19 protein-coding genes and 1 pseudogene are annotated in these 15925 nt (G+C 40.5%); 13 read left to right on the forward strand and 7 right to left on the reverse strand.

Going from position 1 to position 15925, the window contains the following annotated elements:
• Positions 1 to 31: 31 nt before the first annotated feature.
• On the reverse strand, positions 32 to 682 hold the full coding sequence (locus BFS30_RS17880) for a response regulator transcription factor (RefSeq protein ID WP_069380539.1): 651 nt from the start codon (positions 680 to 682) through the stop codon (positions 32 to 34).
• A gap of 416 nt (positions 683 to 1098) precedes the next feature.
• Here BFS30_RS17880 and BFS30_RS17890 point away from each other — a divergent pair, with 416 nt between their 5' ends.
• From BFS30_RS17890 to BFS30_RS17910, 5 genes are all read left to right on the forward strand, one after another.
• The gene (locus BFS30_RS17890) at positions 1099 to 1266 is read left to right on the forward strand and encodes a hypothetical protein (RefSeq protein WP_167353107.1); all 168 of its coding nucleotides are present in this window, start codon (positions 1099 to 1101) and stop codon (positions 1264 to 1266) included.
• 29 nt (positions 1267 to 1295) lie between these two features.
• Positions 1296 to 2570 (forward strand): NAD(P)/FAD-dependent oxidoreductase, encoded by a 1275-nt coding sequence (locus BFS30_RS17895; RefSeq protein ID WP_069380542.1) that lies wholly within the window; start codon positions 1296 to 1298, stop codon positions 2568 to 2570.
• 173 nt (positions 2571 to 2743) lie between these two features.
• Entirely contained in the window at positions 2744 to 3076 is a 333-nt protein-coding gene (locus BFS30_RS17900; protein WP_069380543.1) for a hypothetical protein, read from the forward strand.
• Positions 3077 to 3210: 134 nt separating this feature from the next.
• The gene (locus BFS30_RS17905) at positions 3211 to 3498 is read left to right on the forward strand and encodes a hypothetical protein (protein WP_157262952.1); all 288 of its coding nucleotides are present in this window, start codon (positions 3211 to 3213) and stop codon (positions 3496 to 3498) included.
• Between the two features lie 135 nt (positions 3499 to 3633).
• The gene (locus tag BFS30_RS17910; RefSeq protein ID WP_069380545.1) at positions 3634 to 4167 is read left to right on the forward strand and encodes a DUF4142 domain-containing protein; all 534 of its coding nucleotides are present in this window, start codon (positions 3634 to 3636) and stop codon (positions 4165 to 4167) included.
• A gap of 364 nt (positions 4168 to 4531) precedes the next feature.
• On the opposite strand, the gene BFS30_RS17915 is transcribed toward BFS30_RS17910, so the two are convergent.
• From BFS30_RS17915 to BFS30_RS17925, 3 genes are read right to left on the reverse strand one after another with little or no spacing between them, the layout of a single operon-like run.
• Entirely contained in the window at positions 4532 to 4777 is a 246-nt protein-coding gene (locus BFS30_RS17915; RefSeq protein ID WP_069380546.1) for a DUF4142 domain-containing protein, read from the reverse strand.
• Positions 4777 to 5064, reverse strand: a complete 288-nt coding sequence (locus BFS30_RS17920; protein ID WP_069380547.1) for a hypothetical protein — start codon at positions 5062 to 5064, stop codon at positions 4777 to 4779. Before BFS30_RS17920 ends, BFS30_RS17915 begins: the two co-directional genes overlap by 1 nt.
• An 11-nt stretch (positions 5065 to 5075) precedes the next feature.
• Complete coding sequence (locus BFS30_RS17925) at positions 5076 to 5954, reverse strand: DUF4142 domain-containing protein (protein ID WP_069380548.1); 879 nt, start codon at positions 5952 to 5954, stop codon at positions 5076 to 5078.
• Positions 5955 to 6366: 412 nt separating this feature from the next.
• Here BFS30_RS17925 and BFS30_RS17930 point away from each other — a divergent pair, with 412 nt between their 5' ends.
• The 6 genes from BFS30_RS17930 to BFS30_RS17960 all read left to right on the forward strand — a co-directional run bounded on the left by BFS30_RS17930 (position 6367) and on the right by BFS30_RS17960 (position 10682).
• Positions 6367 to 6603 (forward strand): hypothetical protein, encoded by a 237-nt coding sequence (locus BFS30_RS17930; RefSeq protein ID WP_069380549.1) that lies wholly within the window; start codon positions 6367 to 6369, stop codon positions 6601 to 6603.
• 150 nt (positions 6604 to 6753) lie between these two features.
• A complete protein-coding gene (locus BFS30_RS17935) occupies positions 6754 to 6939 on the forward strand; it encodes a DUF3606 domain-containing protein (RefSeq protein WP_069380550.1) in 186 nt (61 codons plus the stop codon).
• A gap of 63 nt (positions 6940 to 7002) precedes the next feature.
• Positions 7003 to 7266: a hypothetical protein gene (locus tag BFS30_RS17940; RefSeq protein ID WP_069382508.1), complete on the forward strand. Its 264-nt coding sequence runs from the start codon at positions 7003 to 7005 to the stop codon at positions 7264 to 7266.
• Between the two features lie 60 nt (positions 7267 to 7326).
• On the forward strand, positions 7327 to 7719 hold the full coding sequence (locus BFS30_RS17945; protein ID WP_069380551.1) for an SPW repeat domain-containing protein: 393 nt from the start codon (positions 7327 to 7329) through the stop codon (positions 7717 to 7719).
• A 181-nt stretch (positions 7720 to 7900) separates the two neighbouring features.
• Positions 7901 to 8203, forward strand: a complete 303-nt coding sequence (locus BFS30_RS17955; protein ID WP_157262953.1) for a hypothetical protein — start codon at positions 7901 to 7903, stop codon at positions 8201 to 8203.
• 403 nt (positions 8204 to 8606) lie between these two features.
• Positions 8607 to 10682, forward strand: coding sequence for a carbamoyltransferase (locus BFS30_RS17960; protein ID WP_069380554.1), 2076 nt, complete (start codon positions 8607 to 8609; stop codon positions 10680 to 10682).
• Between the two features lie 169 nt (positions 10683 to 10851).
• Here BFS30_RS17960 and BFS30_RS28075 read toward each other — a convergent pair whose 3' ends face one another.
• The 3 genes and pseudogenes from BFS30_RS28075 to BFS30_RS17965 all read right to left on the reverse strand — a co-directional run bounded on the left by BFS30_RS28075 (position 10852) and on the right by BFS30_RS17965 (position 12362).
• On the reverse strand, positions 10852 to 11004 hold the full coding sequence (locus BFS30_RS28075) for an IS66 family transposase (RefSeq protein WP_237028598.1): 153 nt from the start codon (positions 11002 to 11004) through the stop codon (positions 10852 to 10854).
• Between the two features lie 44 nt (positions 11005 to 11048).
• Positions 11049 to 11135: pseudogene (locus BFS30_RS28210) on the reverse strand (hypothetical protein); the annotation flags it as partial.
• Between the two features lie 321 nt (positions 11136 to 11456).
• A complete protein-coding gene (locus BFS30_RS17965; protein ID WP_069380555.1) occupies positions 11457 to 12362 on the reverse strand; it encodes an SMP-30/gluconolactonase/LRE family protein in 906 nt (301 codons plus the stop codon).
• A gap of 581 nt (positions 12363 to 12943) precedes the next feature.
• Here BFS30_RS17965 and BFS30_RS17970 point away from each other — a divergent pair.
• A complete protein-coding gene (locus tag BFS30_RS17970; RefSeq protein WP_069380556.1) occupies positions 12944 to 13915 on the forward strand; it encodes a polyprenyl synthetase family protein in 972 nt (323 codons plus the stop codon).
• Positions 13916 to 13971: 56 nt separating this feature from the next.
• On the forward strand, positions 13972 to 15921 hold the full coding sequence (dxs, locus tag BFS30_RS17975; protein ID WP_069380557.1) for a 1-deoxy-D-xylulose-5-phosphate synthase: 1950 nt from the start codon (positions 13972 to 13974) through the stop codon (positions 15919 to 15921).
• Positions 15922 to 15925: the final 4 nt, after the last annotated feature.

Raw genomic sequence — 15925 nt, forward strand, 5'->3', positions numbered from 1 at the left:
AAACGGCACTGACGTGCGAAATCTCAGCTGGCTATTTAAGCATATCGTGCATCATGGCGTACCGGATTAAAGCCGCCGTATTTCGACATCCGGTCTTTTCTGTGAGACTCAGGCGGTGCCCTTCAACCGTGCGCTTACTGATGAACAATCGATCGGACATTTCCTGATTGGTCAATCCTTCCGCAATTAGTTCCAATACCTCCATTTCTCGGCTGGAAAAATCCAGTGACGTCTCTGTTACCGAGATAGAACCATTTATTCTCTTCAACGCCTTTCCCAGCATTAGCATGGACAATTCGGTGCAAAGGTAGCTTCCTCCACGGCTGATGTGTTTTAAAGCAAAAAGCAGTTCTTCAGCGTCTGCATTTTTGAGCAGGTAGCCGGAAGCTCCCGCCTGGAAAGCCTGGGCTACATATTTCTCATCGTCGTGCCCGGACAACACTACAACCTTAATTTCAGGATCAGAGGTTTTAATTTCTGTGATCAGCTCGATTCCGTCCATTCCGGGCATATTAATATCGGTCAATACAAGATCTACTGAGTCGCTATTTTTAATATGATTCAATGCCTGTGCACCATTGATTGCCTCCGCAACAATAGTGAAGGTCTGGTCTTCTTCTAATAGTCTTTTTATGCCGCTACGGACAACGTTGTGGTCTTCGGTGAGGATTAGCTTTAACATAGGTGTTTATTTAGGTAAATCCCGTCCTAAGTTAGACAGGCAATAGGGTTTTCTAGTCATAAACGATGTCTCATAACGGTAATGTTAGATGAGCTTTAATTATTATGACAACGTAGCATATAACGCTTTCATTGGGTAGACTGTTTGAAACTGATTTTGTTAGGGTACTTATCCACAAATTTAGCGTATTCGACACCGCTGATAGGGCAAATACGTGTTTTCTGGTTATCGCTGCATCAAAAGAACAAATCACTTTTGAGGGTGTTCTGTTGTGTATCGGCGTATGGGACAGATATAACGCTGAAGAAATGCGAAAAAAGCAAATCGGATTAAGTGTTTACCAATGGCCTCCATGAGTTGAACAAATATTTACAGCTATGAATAATCAAAAAGATACGAAAAGAAAACAAGGGGTTGTGCCCGAGTCAGAACTCCAGGGTAGTGATGCGGATAGGGCTTATAATGAGCAAGGTGAATTCCCAAAACTGGACAAGGACATCTCAGGTAGTAATGCAAATGGGGGGAAGGAGTCTGGGGAAGATGAAGCCGAAGACAAAAATCTTAGCACGCAGCAAGGATCATAAATATACTTTATCATGCTTAACTCTTAGTTATGAAACCTACTTTAGGAAGAATTGTCATTGTCGGCGGAGGCTTTGCAGGATTGAATCTGGCGAAGAAGCTGGCCCGGTATGACCACTCCGAAATAATATTGGTAGATAAAAACAATTATCATTTTTTTCCGCCGCTTCTCTATCAGGTCTCTACAGCTTTTATAGAAGCCTCAAATATCAGTTACCCTTTCCGGCGTATGTTTCAGTCAAAGCCTCAATTTAGTTTTCATATGGGTTCTTTATTAGGAATTGACCTTACATCTAACACGGTACATACTGACCATGGTTCCTTGTCGTATGATCAATTGGTGCTTGCGATGGGTACGGAGACCAATTATTTCGGGTTGGAAAATGTCAAGATCAACGCCTTGCCGATGAAGTCGATTGATGATGCACTGGAACTGCGAAACCATGTACTGCTCCGTCTGGAGGAAGCTGCACGTAGCGAAGATGCGCGGGAGCGGGAGCAGCTTGGCAACATTGTGATCGCTGGTGGCGGTCCTACAGGGGTGGAGATCGCTGGGATGCTGGCAGAAATGGGTGGAAATATTGTGAGAAAGGATTACCCGACGGCAGCAAGAAAGGGGTTGGGTAAAATTTACCTGGTGGATGCGCTGGACCGCCTGCTGGCACCGATGAGTAATAGGTCTCAGCAGGAAGCAGCCAAAGTGCTAAACAAGTTGGGAGTTCGGATTCTGCTGAACACGACGGTCAAAGATTATATCGCTGGTGAGGTCGTTTTTGCTAATGGAGAAACTATCCCCTGCGCTACGCTGATCTGGACCTCGGGAGTGATTGCAAGGGAGGTGCCGGGTATACCGGCTGAAGCGATCGGCAAGGGAAGAAGAATATTGGTTGATCTGTTTAACAAGGTCAATGGACTTGAAAATGTCTTTGCGATAGGTGATATGTGTTTGCAATTGGGTGATCCTAATTTCCCGAATGGACATCCTCAGCTGGCGCAGGTAGCCATTCAACAGGGAGCGTTATTGGCCAAAAATCTTTTAAAGATCTCGCAAGCGAAACCTCCTGTCCCTTTTTATTATAAGGATAAGGGGACCATGGCAATTATAGCTAAGTTCAAAGCCGTGGTGGATTTGCCCAGCGGTTTTTTCAAAGGTTTTTTTGCGTGGCTGGTATGGCTGTTTATTCACATTATTCCTATCGCTGGATTCAGGAATAAGCTGAAGCTTGCCTTTAATTGGTTTTGGAGCTTTGCAACAAATGATCCAACACTGCGCCTGATCATCCGCCCCGAAAAAATTGATAAGTAAGTTTTTTTTTCCAGCATGCATCATATGCTGTTTGATTACTAAACGAATACATTCAGCTTACGTAGAATCAGGCTAAATACCTGTCGGTACTGCGGGATTTACCGGATTTTTAGGCTCCGGGAACTATTTTAAATGTCTGCTGTTAGAGGCTATACAACTTAAAATAAAACATTATGGAAAATCAAGAGCAAAATCAGCACTCAGGTGGATGGGGACAGAATCAAGGGGGACAGCGCTCTCCGGAAGATGATGAACGAAATGGGTTACCACAAGAAGATCAGGAAAGCAGACAGGACGATACTGATACAGATCAAAATGATATCGCGGGTAATGCAGGCGGAAATCAACAGGAACCTGGCAGCCAAGGAAACGACGGATCGATTACCCAGGAATCAGATACGGACGATGAAGATTCTCAATGGGAAGAAGAAGATGATCAAGAGCAGCAAACTGATGTCAATGAAGTCGAAAAAGACGACGATGATGAGCTTTCTGTAACTGATTAAATTGTGAAAATAATTCAGGTTACCAGCAACAAACGTCGAGTGTTTAACACATTCGCCGTTTGTTATTTAATAATGTTACCCATGTAATTTTTACTTGGGCTCTTAGTTCTCCTAAACCTAAAAAACTAAACACAATGGAATCTATGGAAATGATTTTAGTGACCCCAAGTGCGGCACCTGGCGAATATTACTTTTTGGCCTTTAAGGAGCTAATACCCATTCAGCTGCTTGGTAATCCTGAGAAGGGTATACCCGGGGAATATAACAGAGCATATGACAGAGATTTTGAGTATGAGGTGATTAAAACTTATGCGCAGGTCATAACAAGGAGTAAAATTCCAGTTGTAGAAGACTACGATCGATACATCATGACAACAATCAGTGATACCTGGTATATTGCGAAAATCGATATGAAAAAGTAGATTCCCGCATTCGGTACGGTTCCAAATGGGTTGATGTCAGGGTATTAGTACGCCGCGGAGAGTAGTGTACCTGTTTTTGTCTTAGGAGAAACAAGCTGGTTTATGAGGTGTTGAATTAGTCTAACTAAGGAAAATATGAAAAGCACATTTAACAAAATCAACCTGGTTTTGCTATTGATAACAACGATAGCTTTGGTCTCTTGTAAGGATGACAATAACCAGGACTACGCAGTGAGCAATCAGGAATTTGTAACACGCGCATCCGGCGGCAATAACTTTGAAGTTGCTGCTGGCGGATTGGCAATGAGTAAAGCCGAAAAAGCTGAGGTCAAACATTACGGCGAGCATATGGTTACGGATCACACTGCCGCCGGTTTGGAATTGAAAAGTCTTGCATCACAAAAAAACTGGTCGATTTCGGAAGGTCTGCTGCTGAAGGACCAGGCGATGTTGGCTAAACTGGCTGGCTTAAGTGGGAATGCCTTTGACCGGGAATTCATGCGGATTATGGTGCAGTCGCATCAGGAAACGGTAGCATTATTTGAAACTGGCTCATCGCCGATGGGATTGGCAGACGCTGACCTCAGAGCAATGGCTTCAAGTAAATTACCTACACTGAAAGCGCACCTTCAAGAAGCGATTGTACTTAACGCGGGACTGAATCCTTAAAAATGTTTGAGGAATTTCGGAAAAACAAATTTCTCTGTCGAATGTTCTAACTAAGAGAGCGTTAATTTAGATATGCGGTGAACAGTCGGAGGGATTGTTCACCGCTTTCTTTATATATCATTTTTAATGCAGACATATGCGTAGTCGATACCTATTTTAATGTATGAAAATCTCCATTAGCTCTGCGCCTAGCTTTACAGATGGTAAAAAGCTGCCCGATAAGATATGAGACCCCATTGAACAAGTCCGGGTAGATGAATCTGTTGATTCAGCGTATCATAAAGAATCGTTCTTCGGATAAATGTAAAGGGCTGTTCGACATTCCGAACAGCCCAATTAATATTATATGTAACAGAGTATATTATTACAAATTAGTAAGTGCAATTGATGTGCGCTTTGCGAATTGGCTGACTTTGCTGGTCGTAACATCAATTCCCGAAGCAAATATATCGATTAATCTTTGTTTGTTCAATTCCACCCGACGGGTATATTCCTGATCAAACGCTTTGCCCTTGGCTGTGGACAACATTGTTATTTCCTCATTGACGTCGTGGGGCAGTTCTTGGGGCAACAGTAGTTTGCCTTCAGTAGCAACACGTTCCATTTCCATCAAAATGCATTTGTTTTTTTAACCACTTCTTTAGCATGCATTTTTATTTGAGGATCGCTTGAAGTTAAACTTAGACTTGCATATCTTGTTTGCGTCCTCAAAAGAACAGCTGCTTCCTTCAAAAAATAGGCTGCGTCGCCATCAATGTCGGATTCCCAGGTGGTGTCAATTCTATGCCAATTAAACCCTGTACCATCTGACCCTGTTTGTGGCTCACAGGCGATTAAAGCCAGGGCCAGCAGTAAACAGCAGCTTATTGATTTTTTGTTTTGCAGATATGTTTTCATTTCAGCCGGTTTTAATGATGGCCTGTGCCAGCAGGCATCGGAGTGGTTTTTTGCCCGTTTCCATTGGCACCAGAAATGTTTTGTATCTGCTGTAAATGACTTTGCAGTGTTGGGAGGTGTTTTGTCGCGAAAGCTTTGATTTCTGGATCGGAGGACTTGGAGCCAAGTTCAAATAAAGTGATTGCGTTTTTATGATCGGTGATCATCATCTGCGTATAAGCCATATCGAATTGTGTACCACTTAAAGCATCAAGTTCCTGAATTGCTGAGTTAACTTCTGCGACAGTAATCGTTTTAAGCGAGTCTGCACCAGCAATCACGCCCGAGGATGGCAAGGTATTAGATGTCTGTGAATTGGTTTGATTGGCGATCGTATTATTCTCATTCAGCGTTCCCTTCGCATCACCATTAGTAGTTGAGGTTGTGTTTCCATTTCTAGTAGTACCTGCTTTGTTATTCCCGGTTGTGTCAGTTGTTGTTTTGCCGTTTTGCTTGGTTCCGGTCGTAGTTCCAGTTCTGGTTGAATCACTATTTTGGCGTTCTGAGGTTCCACTTGGACTGGTAGTTGTGCCGCCTGTTTGTGGCATGATGTCGCCTTGCTTTGGCAGAATGATGTTTTTGGATTTGGCAATAGTCATCAGCTCAGAATTTGCCTTGCTGTGGTCTTGGGTCATCATTGAGCCAAAGTCTTTAATTTTTTGATCCTGTGCTTTTCGCTTCGCGATTTTGCCGGTGGCCACTTCTTTCATGCCGCCTAAGGCCGCTTGGGTAATGAACTGGTCAGCAGTAATGTTTGTGCCTGGACCTGTGGTTTGAGTTGTTTGCGCTGAGGCGGATACAGTAACTGCTGCTGCGACCGTGATCAGTAGGGAATGGATGTAGTTTTTCATAATGGAAATTTTTAATGAATAATTTGATAAATAGATAGACTGCTATTACAACCTCTTGAAAAAGAATAAGTTTCCGAGTGAAACACCTGATTTTTCTTGGGGAAATACCCGTTTTGTTTACTTTGTAAATCCGGTAATGATGCCAGATCAGATATCGCTCAGTGGTTATCGAGTTCTAATGGGACAAATGTGGTAAGCACATATGGATGATGTTCTTAAAGAAGGGATTACAGCTGGAAACATGGTTTTATGAAGTACAACGCCAAACGTATAATACGTAGTTGGGGAGGAATCTACGTGTTTGAAACATTTGTTGAACAAATGCCGATATAGAGGGTTAATGCACTGACAGGGTTCAGCAATGCAGCGGAATCTGTTTGGTATTTCTTTAACGAGTTTAAATTGAATAATTATGGAAGATTTCAATAATGAAAAGAAGGAAGGGCCTTTAGCGAGGGCTATCGAAGAACAAACGTCCAAATTGCCCTCGGATGTATTTCTATGGGCAGCTGTGGGTGCGATGGGAATTTCCCTGGCATTAAAATGTATCCGAAAGAACAATACGGCATTGTTTGTAGGGCAGTGGGCAGCACCACTGCTACTGTTTGGAGTTTACAACAAGATTGTTAAAACTGAAGGGCACGATTAGAATTTCTGCAGTTTAAGAGTGACCCAGTCTGGGTCCGTTAAATCAAGGAATGGCTTGTATAATGTTGGCCTCATCTTTTAAAAAATAACACAAATATTTTAAACACCGCAGGAGGTCTTTATTTGACGCTTGCACTAAAATCTAGAACATATGGCAACGAAAGGATCAAAAGTTGAAAAAAGTAAAGTAAACTCCTCGCAAGATTACGAAGTAAGTTATCTGGCGAAAAAACTTGGTGCCAGTAGCCAAGCGATAGGAGGAGCTAAGCGAGCAACTGGTTCGAATGACCGGGACAAGATTGAAAAATATATCAAGGAAAAGAAAAAGACAAAATAGTCAAATGGCCGCTTGGTGTTTTCATGAAACAGCGGGTGGCTATGAGTTTAAAATTCAATGAATATGAATAGCTTGAAGGACGCCATATTGAAAGTGTTGGGCAAGACTTATCAGCCTCTTACGCTGGTAGAAATTCGATTCAAAAGATATGATCTGGCTTTTAAAACTGACGGTGACGGCTGCCCGGTATTGCTTTTCATGGGAGAAAAGGACGAGAACGGCCGGATTAAAGGAGCGCGATACGCCAGACGGCTTTTGAAGGCTGCAGATGGGAAAGTCATCAAAGATCATTGGGATCACAAGGGAAAGGCTACTGCGCAATTGTAACACAGGAGCTTTTGGCTTTAATCGATTGGTTTAATATGAGCTGATATAAAATTAAATTTTATGCATTTTATAAGTAGGAAATTTCATGCGGTGCTGGATTATCTTTCTGGCCTTACATTGCTTGTTGCTCCATGGGCAATGGGCTTTAGCGAATCAAGTGGAGGCGGGACGGTTGCTGTGTTTGCAGGAGTTGTTATTCTGATAATGTCAGTAATGACCGATTACGAGGGTGGCCGGCTTGCCCATATCCCGATGTCCATGCATTTGAATATAGATCTTTTGATTGGAATTTTTCTCTGCGTGTCCCCAGCACTACTGGGTTTTAAAGATCATGTATACATGCCGCATTTATTGATTGGACTTCTATCCATTTTTGCTAGTTTGTTTACTGTTAGAACTTCCTTGTCGGATCAGCACAAGAACAGTGATTATGAAAAAAGGCGAGCAAGCTGATCTGACCAGATCATTGGCCCAGAGCCTGGGTTTGCTAAGTGCCGAGGGCCTACCGCTTTACCAAGATGAGCAACTGGAAAAATGGAAGCGGCGAATGGCTGTCGTGCAGACAAAGTTGCAAAGGAAGGTGAAGACGGCAAAGAAAAATAAAAGAATTACTACCATATCATAACGCACTGGAGTGGAATATTTTGATCGGGAATACCATAATGGATTAATTAACAAATTGAAAACTAAAATGTATAAACTAATGAGAGAAATTAAGAAAATGATGCTTGGGCTGATAATATTTGCCGGCATCGCAGCGGCCGGATGTGGTTCGGGACGAAACGATCAGCGCACCGACGACTCGCTCACCACAGATACTATGGTTTCTGATACCAGCACCATGGACAGGGGAAACATGTCAGATAGTACTGGACGCAACGATCAAGTTGTTGATAGCGCGGGGGCGGGGCAAACGCCTGCGCCACAATCTCGATAGCTTATTTAATTACAGGTTTGTTTTACGGTGGGTAGTCTTAGGGCGGCCTGCCGTTTTTAGTTTTTATCAATTTCGAATTTTTCCCCGGAATATCCATTTTCCCAGTTCATTGATTGCAATAACTCCACAAAACCATACAAAATTAAATAATCGACATTGTATGGACTTTCTAACAATGGAGGGTTATATTATAATTCTATTATATAAATTTAATAAATAGAAATATTTTAATTAATTTCAAACTATTATACTTATGTTTAGAATAAGCAGATCGTTATAGTAATAAAATTAAAACAACTCATTGGTTTTATTGATTTAACTGAAGTAGATTTATTTGTTGTTTATCGTATCGAGAGTGATTTTGCGGTAATTGAAATAAATTTAATAATAGAATAACTTATTTATGAATATTGAAAGAAAAGATGTCTATGTTTTGGGGACCGGTTTGTCACATGACGGTTCAGCTTGTCTGCTTAAAAATGGTGAAATTTGCGTGGCTATTGAGAAAGAGAGAATAACGCGAATTAAGCATGATGGAGGCAACGATAATGCCGCTATAGAATATTGCCTTGAGGCAGAAGGTATCACGTTGAACGACATAAGCCTCATTGTTCAAAATGCAAATTTTGGCTCATTTAAATTCGGTAATTCATTTTTCGAGGGAAATCGATTATTTGATGATTCGGTCAACATTCCAATCGTCACCATATCCCATCATTTGGCCCATGCGTATTATGCCTTGGGGACTTCCCCTTTTGAGAACACAGCAATCTTTGTTTTAGATGGTTGCGGTAGTCCTTATGATCAATGTATCGATTTAGAAAACGCCGTAGTTTCACCTATTGCCCTTGATAAGGACATAGAACATTTGTATTGCGAAAAAGATAGTTTGTATACATATGTAAATAATAGTTTTAAAACTGTAATTAAGGATTTTTCACCAATGGGGTTCATTCATCGGAATTATCCCATGCATCCTGGAACTACTAAACATTCTATTGGAGGTGTGTATGCTGCGGCTACTGGGTACTGTTTTAACAATGACGGAGACGCGGGTAAATTAATGGGTCTTGCGTCATTTGGGAAAGATGGTATTTACAAAGAGAAAATATTCAGACTTGAAGATGGAAAGGTCTATTTAAATCACGATTGGATGTTTGGTTTCAATCGCGCGGCGAGGTCCGCCGAAAGTTTTTGGCATAATTTTCAATACTATGCCGATATTGCATATTGGGTACAAAAAGAAACTGAAGAAGCAATTATATATCTGTTAAGAAACCGAAAAGAAATGGTTGAAACAGAATATTTATCTTTCACTGGTGGCGTTGCATTGAACGCAGTAGCTAATCGTAAAATTTTAGAAGATAAAATATTTGAAAACTGCTATTTTACTCCAGCTGCAGGAGATAATGGTTTGTCAATTGGCTGTGCTTATTACGGCTGGCTGGAGATACTTAAGAAAGAAAGGGTTATTCATAAAGGTACCTCGAACTTTGGAAAAAGTTACGATGCGGATCAGGTATTAAACGATATAGAAAACTTTTTTATCGGAAATGCAAATTCTAATGAAATTTATTGGAATTTGTTCATTAACAATCTTGAAAAATTTGTCGATGAAAAAGAGATAAGCAAAGAAACGTATACAATTCAGATAGAATTCGTTGATATAGGATTTTATAGTATTAATTTTAAGGAGGAGAAAATTCAGTTTCTAAAATCTTCTTCTATCAATCCCAATTGTTCTATTGTCACTACGCTTGATATATTTATCACTGGCCTTACAGATAAAAGTGTATTTATCAAATCTGTTAATGAAAAGAAGTCCAAAGTAACTGGAGATATCAATTACTTTTTAAGGAGTATCAAAATCAAGAGTTTAAATGACTTTATTCAAACACACATCCGGAATGAAGTCACTTTTCCAAAAATTAAATATTCTAAGGAAACAGATGTCTTTAAAAAAAGCGCTGAGCTCTTATCTGAAGGAAAAGTAATCGCTTGGTTTCAAGGTGGTTCTGAATTTGGCCCCAGAGCTCTCGGACACAGAAGTATTTTAGCAGATCCAAGAAAAGCAAACGTTCAAAAATTCATTAATAATAAGGTTAAATTTAGAGAAGATTTCCGTCCCTTTGCTCCAGCAGTATTAAGAGAAGAAGTCTCAAATTATTTCAAATTTGAAGGCGAAAGTCCTTACATGATCTTAACAGCTCCTGTCAGAGATGAATGGATAACTAAAATTCCAGGTGTTGTGCATGTTGATGATTCAGCACGCATTCAAACGGTAACTGTTGAAAATAATGAGAAGTTCTACAAGCTAATTAAAGAGTTTCAAACCATAACAGACATACCAATATTGCTAAATACTTCGTTTAATAAAAAAGGAATGCCCATTGTCGAGACGCCTAATCAGGCATTAGCGTTTTTCTTTGAATGTGGACTGGATTGTTTAATTATAGAAGATTTCATTATTACTAAATAATTTTTTGAGTATCTATGTGAGCTGCTGAATCAAAAAAACGTATGCTATCAATAGAGTACATATTAACATGATTTAGCTGTGATTCTAAGTTTGTATCCTAATACCTTTATGATGGAGCTACAAAAAATCAAACCATGCGGAGCAGTGTACTTTCGGAGAAAGCCGTAAGTTATTCTTTTAGCTTTACTATTATTGGTGCAGCCAGTTCCTTTCTGTCCGCCAATAATTGTGTAGCATCAATTTGTTTCTCCAGGAATTTGCGTTCAATGGCATAGACTTTCTGCAGTTCTCCCAGGACATAATCAGTCCTTGGGCCATACATCTCATATGGGGTATACCATCCCTTTTTGCAAAGTTTTCGTAGACCTGGTACCCGTCAGTCTGAAGATATCCGGTAAAGTTTTTCAGACACTCTTCAGGACCTTCTCTGCCACAGGCCCTGCCTGTAATCAAAGAAGACCTGTTTATTCAAAAGGTCATAATATAGCCATTAAATAAGCAGTTAATCATACTTTACTATCGGACGATAGTTATACAAGTTGATAAAATGGTTTAAGCTGATTTGATTTGAAATAATTTATGCCCTAATCTACACCCTGTTATTTAAAAAGTGTGTAAGTGGTTGAAAATAAGATGCTTAAAATATAGGTACGGCGTCCTGCCACCCCGACAACAATTTAAAAACCCTCTAACTGTAAAAGTTTAGAGGTTTTTTTGGTTTTAGTCATATCGAAGATAAGCAACGGAATATCTATGTCTTTTAAATATATAATGCTATTCCACTCCTTGACTTTGCATCTTTATCACATATATGGCTTTACGTGCAGTAATAAATAAATGATCCCTATCTTCTCCAAAAAAGCAAACATTGGTAGGGATTTCTGTAACTTTAATCTGATCGAGCAGCTTGCCGTCTGGACTATAGATAAAAACACCTCCGGCACCAGTCAGGTATAAACGTCCCTGGTTATCCAGTGTCATGCCATCAGAACCCCGTTCAATGATCAGGTCTTTTCCAATCAGGTCTCCGTTCTTTTCGATACGGAATCTGTAGGTTTTTCCGGCGCGGTTATCTGCTACATACAAGTATTTACCATCGGGTGTACCAACAATACCATTCGGTTTAACCATCCCGCTGGCAGCTACTTTTACGGCGTTACTACCTTTTGGAAGGTAATACACATCTTCATTTTTAAGATCAGGGGCAGTCCTTTTCCAATAATCACGCTGGTAATAGGGATCGGTAAAATACATTCCGCCATTGGGATGGATCCAGATATCGTTTGGTCCGTTGAATTGTTTGCCAAGCTTGCTGTTTAGGACAATTTTTATTTTACCGGACGGACTTATAGACCATAGCTGTCCCTCTTCATCGGCACAGGTAATCAGGTTGCCCTTTTTATCGAAATAAGTTCCGTTGGCCCTGCCCGATTTATTCAAAAAAACAGAAAGCTGCTGATCCCTTGCCTTATATTTCCAGATCTTATCATTCGGTTGATCGGTAAAAAATACATCTCCGTTTTTATCAACAGAGCAACCTTCCGTAAAACTGAATTTCGAAGAAACCAGTTTAAGGTCGGATTGAACAAAGAGAGGCGCACTAATACCAGACTGTGCATTCAAAAAAAATGGCGCAAATAATCCTATTGCGATTAAAAAACTAATTCTATAAATATTCATTTCTGTGCGGATCTGTCAAAAGATAAGCCTAATCTATAACTATTTAGTAAACTGAAGCTGACTAAAATTAAAAGACCCCGTAATAGCCAACACTTTTAGGTTTGTTCCACTTTTCTGTGAGATGTATACAATGGTAAGAATCAGATAGAGGTGAACTTCTAACGGCTCCCGGAGCAGTATGTCAATAAATTTATTACACTGAAGAGCAAGGAGGAAATAGTGTTTACAATCTTAGCCTTTAAAAAATCCCAAAACATACTAACCTAGTTTTGCTTTCTGATCAGGGCTGGCTATACCAGATGAGGCAGCCCATTTTTTTCTATAATTCTGTTCAATTTATTCACACCCAATTAATTAATGCTAATGGACCGGTTTAGCTGGTAATAAGGCCCTATTTGCATATTGATCAAAACGCTTTTCTTTAAAAAAAAATCCAAGTAATAATGAATAAAATGAATGTATATATTTGATATATAGCTTATTATATTTGATGTGTTTTTCGTCTGTTAACTCATTGATGCTACAATTATGAAACAATCTCGCCAAGTTGATAAAATAATTATGTACATAATGTTAAACCTATGCTCTCACTCACAGAAATCTACGAAAGCTATCAGGACCACGCAGGTTCTGTAACTTTTCCCTCCTCCCCAGAAAATCTATATGGTTCCATCGTTTATTTCCTGGACTATCCAGGGAAAAGGATAAGGCCGGTTCTATGCCTGATGGGAAATGAACTTTTCGATAAAATACATCCCAATGCTTACGTTGCTGCTTATGCCATGGAACTCTTCCATAATTTTACCCTGGTGCACGACGATATCATGGACCATTCCGCAATTCGCAGAGGACGGCCGACTTTGCATGTAAAGTATGGTCAGGATACGGCAATACTTGCCGGCGATATGTTATTGATTCATGCCTATTTGCAGCTCAACAAAATAACACAGGAATACCGTACGCAGATTATAAATATATTCTCTGAGATGGCTTGTCAGGTCTGCGAAGGCCAGCAAATGGATATTGAATTTGAAGATCGGGCCATTGAATCGGTGAGCTATGCAGAATATCTTAAAATGATTACCCTTAAAACTTCTGTTTTGTTAGGTGCTGCAGCAAAAATAGGGGCGATTATAGGTTCGGCAAGTGCTAAACAGCAAGAGGATATTTATGAGTTTGGGAAAAACATTGGAATTGCTTTTCAGATACAGGACGACTTTTTGGATGCTTTTGGGAATACCCTGAAAATGGGAAAACAAGCTGGTAGCGATATCCTGGAGAATAAAAAAACAGCACTCTTATTGAAAGCTTTTGAATTGGCAAATTCTTCGCAGAAAAATCAATTGAAAGAAGCAATGAACACGGCAGGAGAGAGCAAGGTGCAAGCTGTGATCGCAGTATATAAAGAGCTTAAAGTAGATCTGTGGGCCGATTGGGCAATTCATCATTATACGGAAATTGCTTTTAACAGTCTGGACCGGATTGAAATTCCTATCCATAAAAAAGAGAAGCTCACAGAGTTAGCTAATTCCCTGCTGGTTCGCCAATCTTAAGGTTATGCTGATCGGGTCACAGGACCACCCGAAGTTCACCATTAAAATACCTTTCTATGAAAACAAAACTAAAATTATCTCTGCTTGACCACATCAATTATCCCGCTGATTTACGGAAGATGCGGGTCAGTCAACTCCCACAGGTATGTGAGGAACTGCGCTCCTTTATTATTGATACAGTAAGTTTAAATGGTGGACATTTCGGAGCAAGCCTGGGAACTGTAGAACTCACAACGGCATTGCATTATGTGATGAACACTCCTTACGATCAGCTGATTTGGGATGTTGGCCATCAGGCTTACGGACATAAGATACTTACCGGAAGAAAGCCCTTCTTTGATACCAACAGAAAGCATAAAGGGATCAGTGGTTTCCCAAGAAGAGATGAAAGTGAATACGATACCTTTGGGACTGGCCATTCTTCCACCTCTATATCTGCAGCACTTGGAATGGCCCTGGCAGCAAAACAGAAGGGCGAACATGATAAGCAGCATGTTGCTGTGATTGGTGATGGAGCAATGACTGCAGGCCTGGCTTTTGAAGCCCTTAATCATGCTGGTATTGCGGGAACTAACCTTATTGTGATCCTAAACGACAATTGCATGTCTATAGATCCCAATGTTGGTGCCTTAAAAGAATACCTCACACACCTTACCCTTTCAAAGGCCTACAATAAGATCAGAAGAAAAGTAGGGAATACACTTAATAAGATCCCGGTTGTTGGTGAATTTTCTAAAGACGTACTCAATCATGCTAAAGCAGGTCTGAAAAGTGCATTTGCAGAGCAGGCCAATTTCTTTGAAGCATTGAACATGCGGTATTTTGGGCCGGTCGACGGTCATGATGTGATCAAATTAACAGCTATCCTGGCAGACTTAAAACAAATTCCAGGGCCTAAATTATTGCATGTGATGACTACCAAAGGGAAAGGGTTTTTACCCGCCGAAGAAGAAAAAACCTTATGGCACTTTCCAGGGTTATTTGATAAAGTAACCGGAGAAATCCACAAAAAGGCATCGACGACCTTACAGCCACCAAAATACCAGGATGTTTTTGGACATACCATCATAGAGCTTGCCGAATTAAATGATAAAATAGTAGGCATTACACCGGCCATGCTTTCAGGTTCATCATTGAAATTTATGATGGAAAAGATGCCGCACCGTACATTTGATGTCGGTATTTGCGAACAGCATGCCGTTACGTTATCGGCGGGCATGGCCACACAGGGCCTAAAAGTTTTTTGCAATATCTATTCTTCCTTTATGCAGAGGGGATATGATCAAATGATCCATGATGTGGTTTTACAAAAATTACCCGTCATCTTTTGTTTAGACCGTGGTGGTTTGGTAGGCGAAGATGGGCCTACGCACCATGGCATTTATGATATTGCGTATTCCCGTTGTTTGCCTGGCGTAATCATCAGTTCCCCAATGAACGAATCCGAGCTTCGCAACCTCATGTATACCGCACAACTGGACAAAACAGACCAGCCATTTATTGTTCGTTATCCCAGAGGACGGGGGGTGATGCCAGAGTGGAGAAAGCCTTTTGAGGAAATAGAAATTGGAAAAGGAAGGATCATCAGGGAAGGAGCAGATATCGCTATTCTAAGCTTTGGTCACCCTGGGAATTTTGCGAATGATGCCTGCCTGGATTTGGAGAAAGAAGGAATCTATTCAGGTCTTTTTGATATGAGGTTTGTGAAACCACTAGATAAAGATCTACTCCACCATGTGTTTCAGAACTATACGCATATCATTACTGTAGAAGATGGCTGTAAGGTTGGCGGGTTCGGAACAGCAGTAGCCGAATTTAGGACTGAATATAAGTATCAGGCCGACTTACAGATCCTTGGTGTACCAGACCAGATTGTTGAGCATGGAAAAGTGGAGGAACTGTATAGAGAATGCATGTACGATAAAGAAGGAATCATGTACACGGTGAGAGCGTCGAAAGCATCGATAATGTCTTTAAGGAAAGAAGTATTAACCGCTAGATTCTAGAAAC

Origin of the sequence: Pedobacter steynii, from assembly GCF_001721645.1 — a bacterium.
Taxonomy (GTDB): Bacteria; Bacteroidota; Bacteroidia; order Sphingobacteriales; family Sphingobacteriaceae; genus Pedobacter; species Pedobacter steynii_A.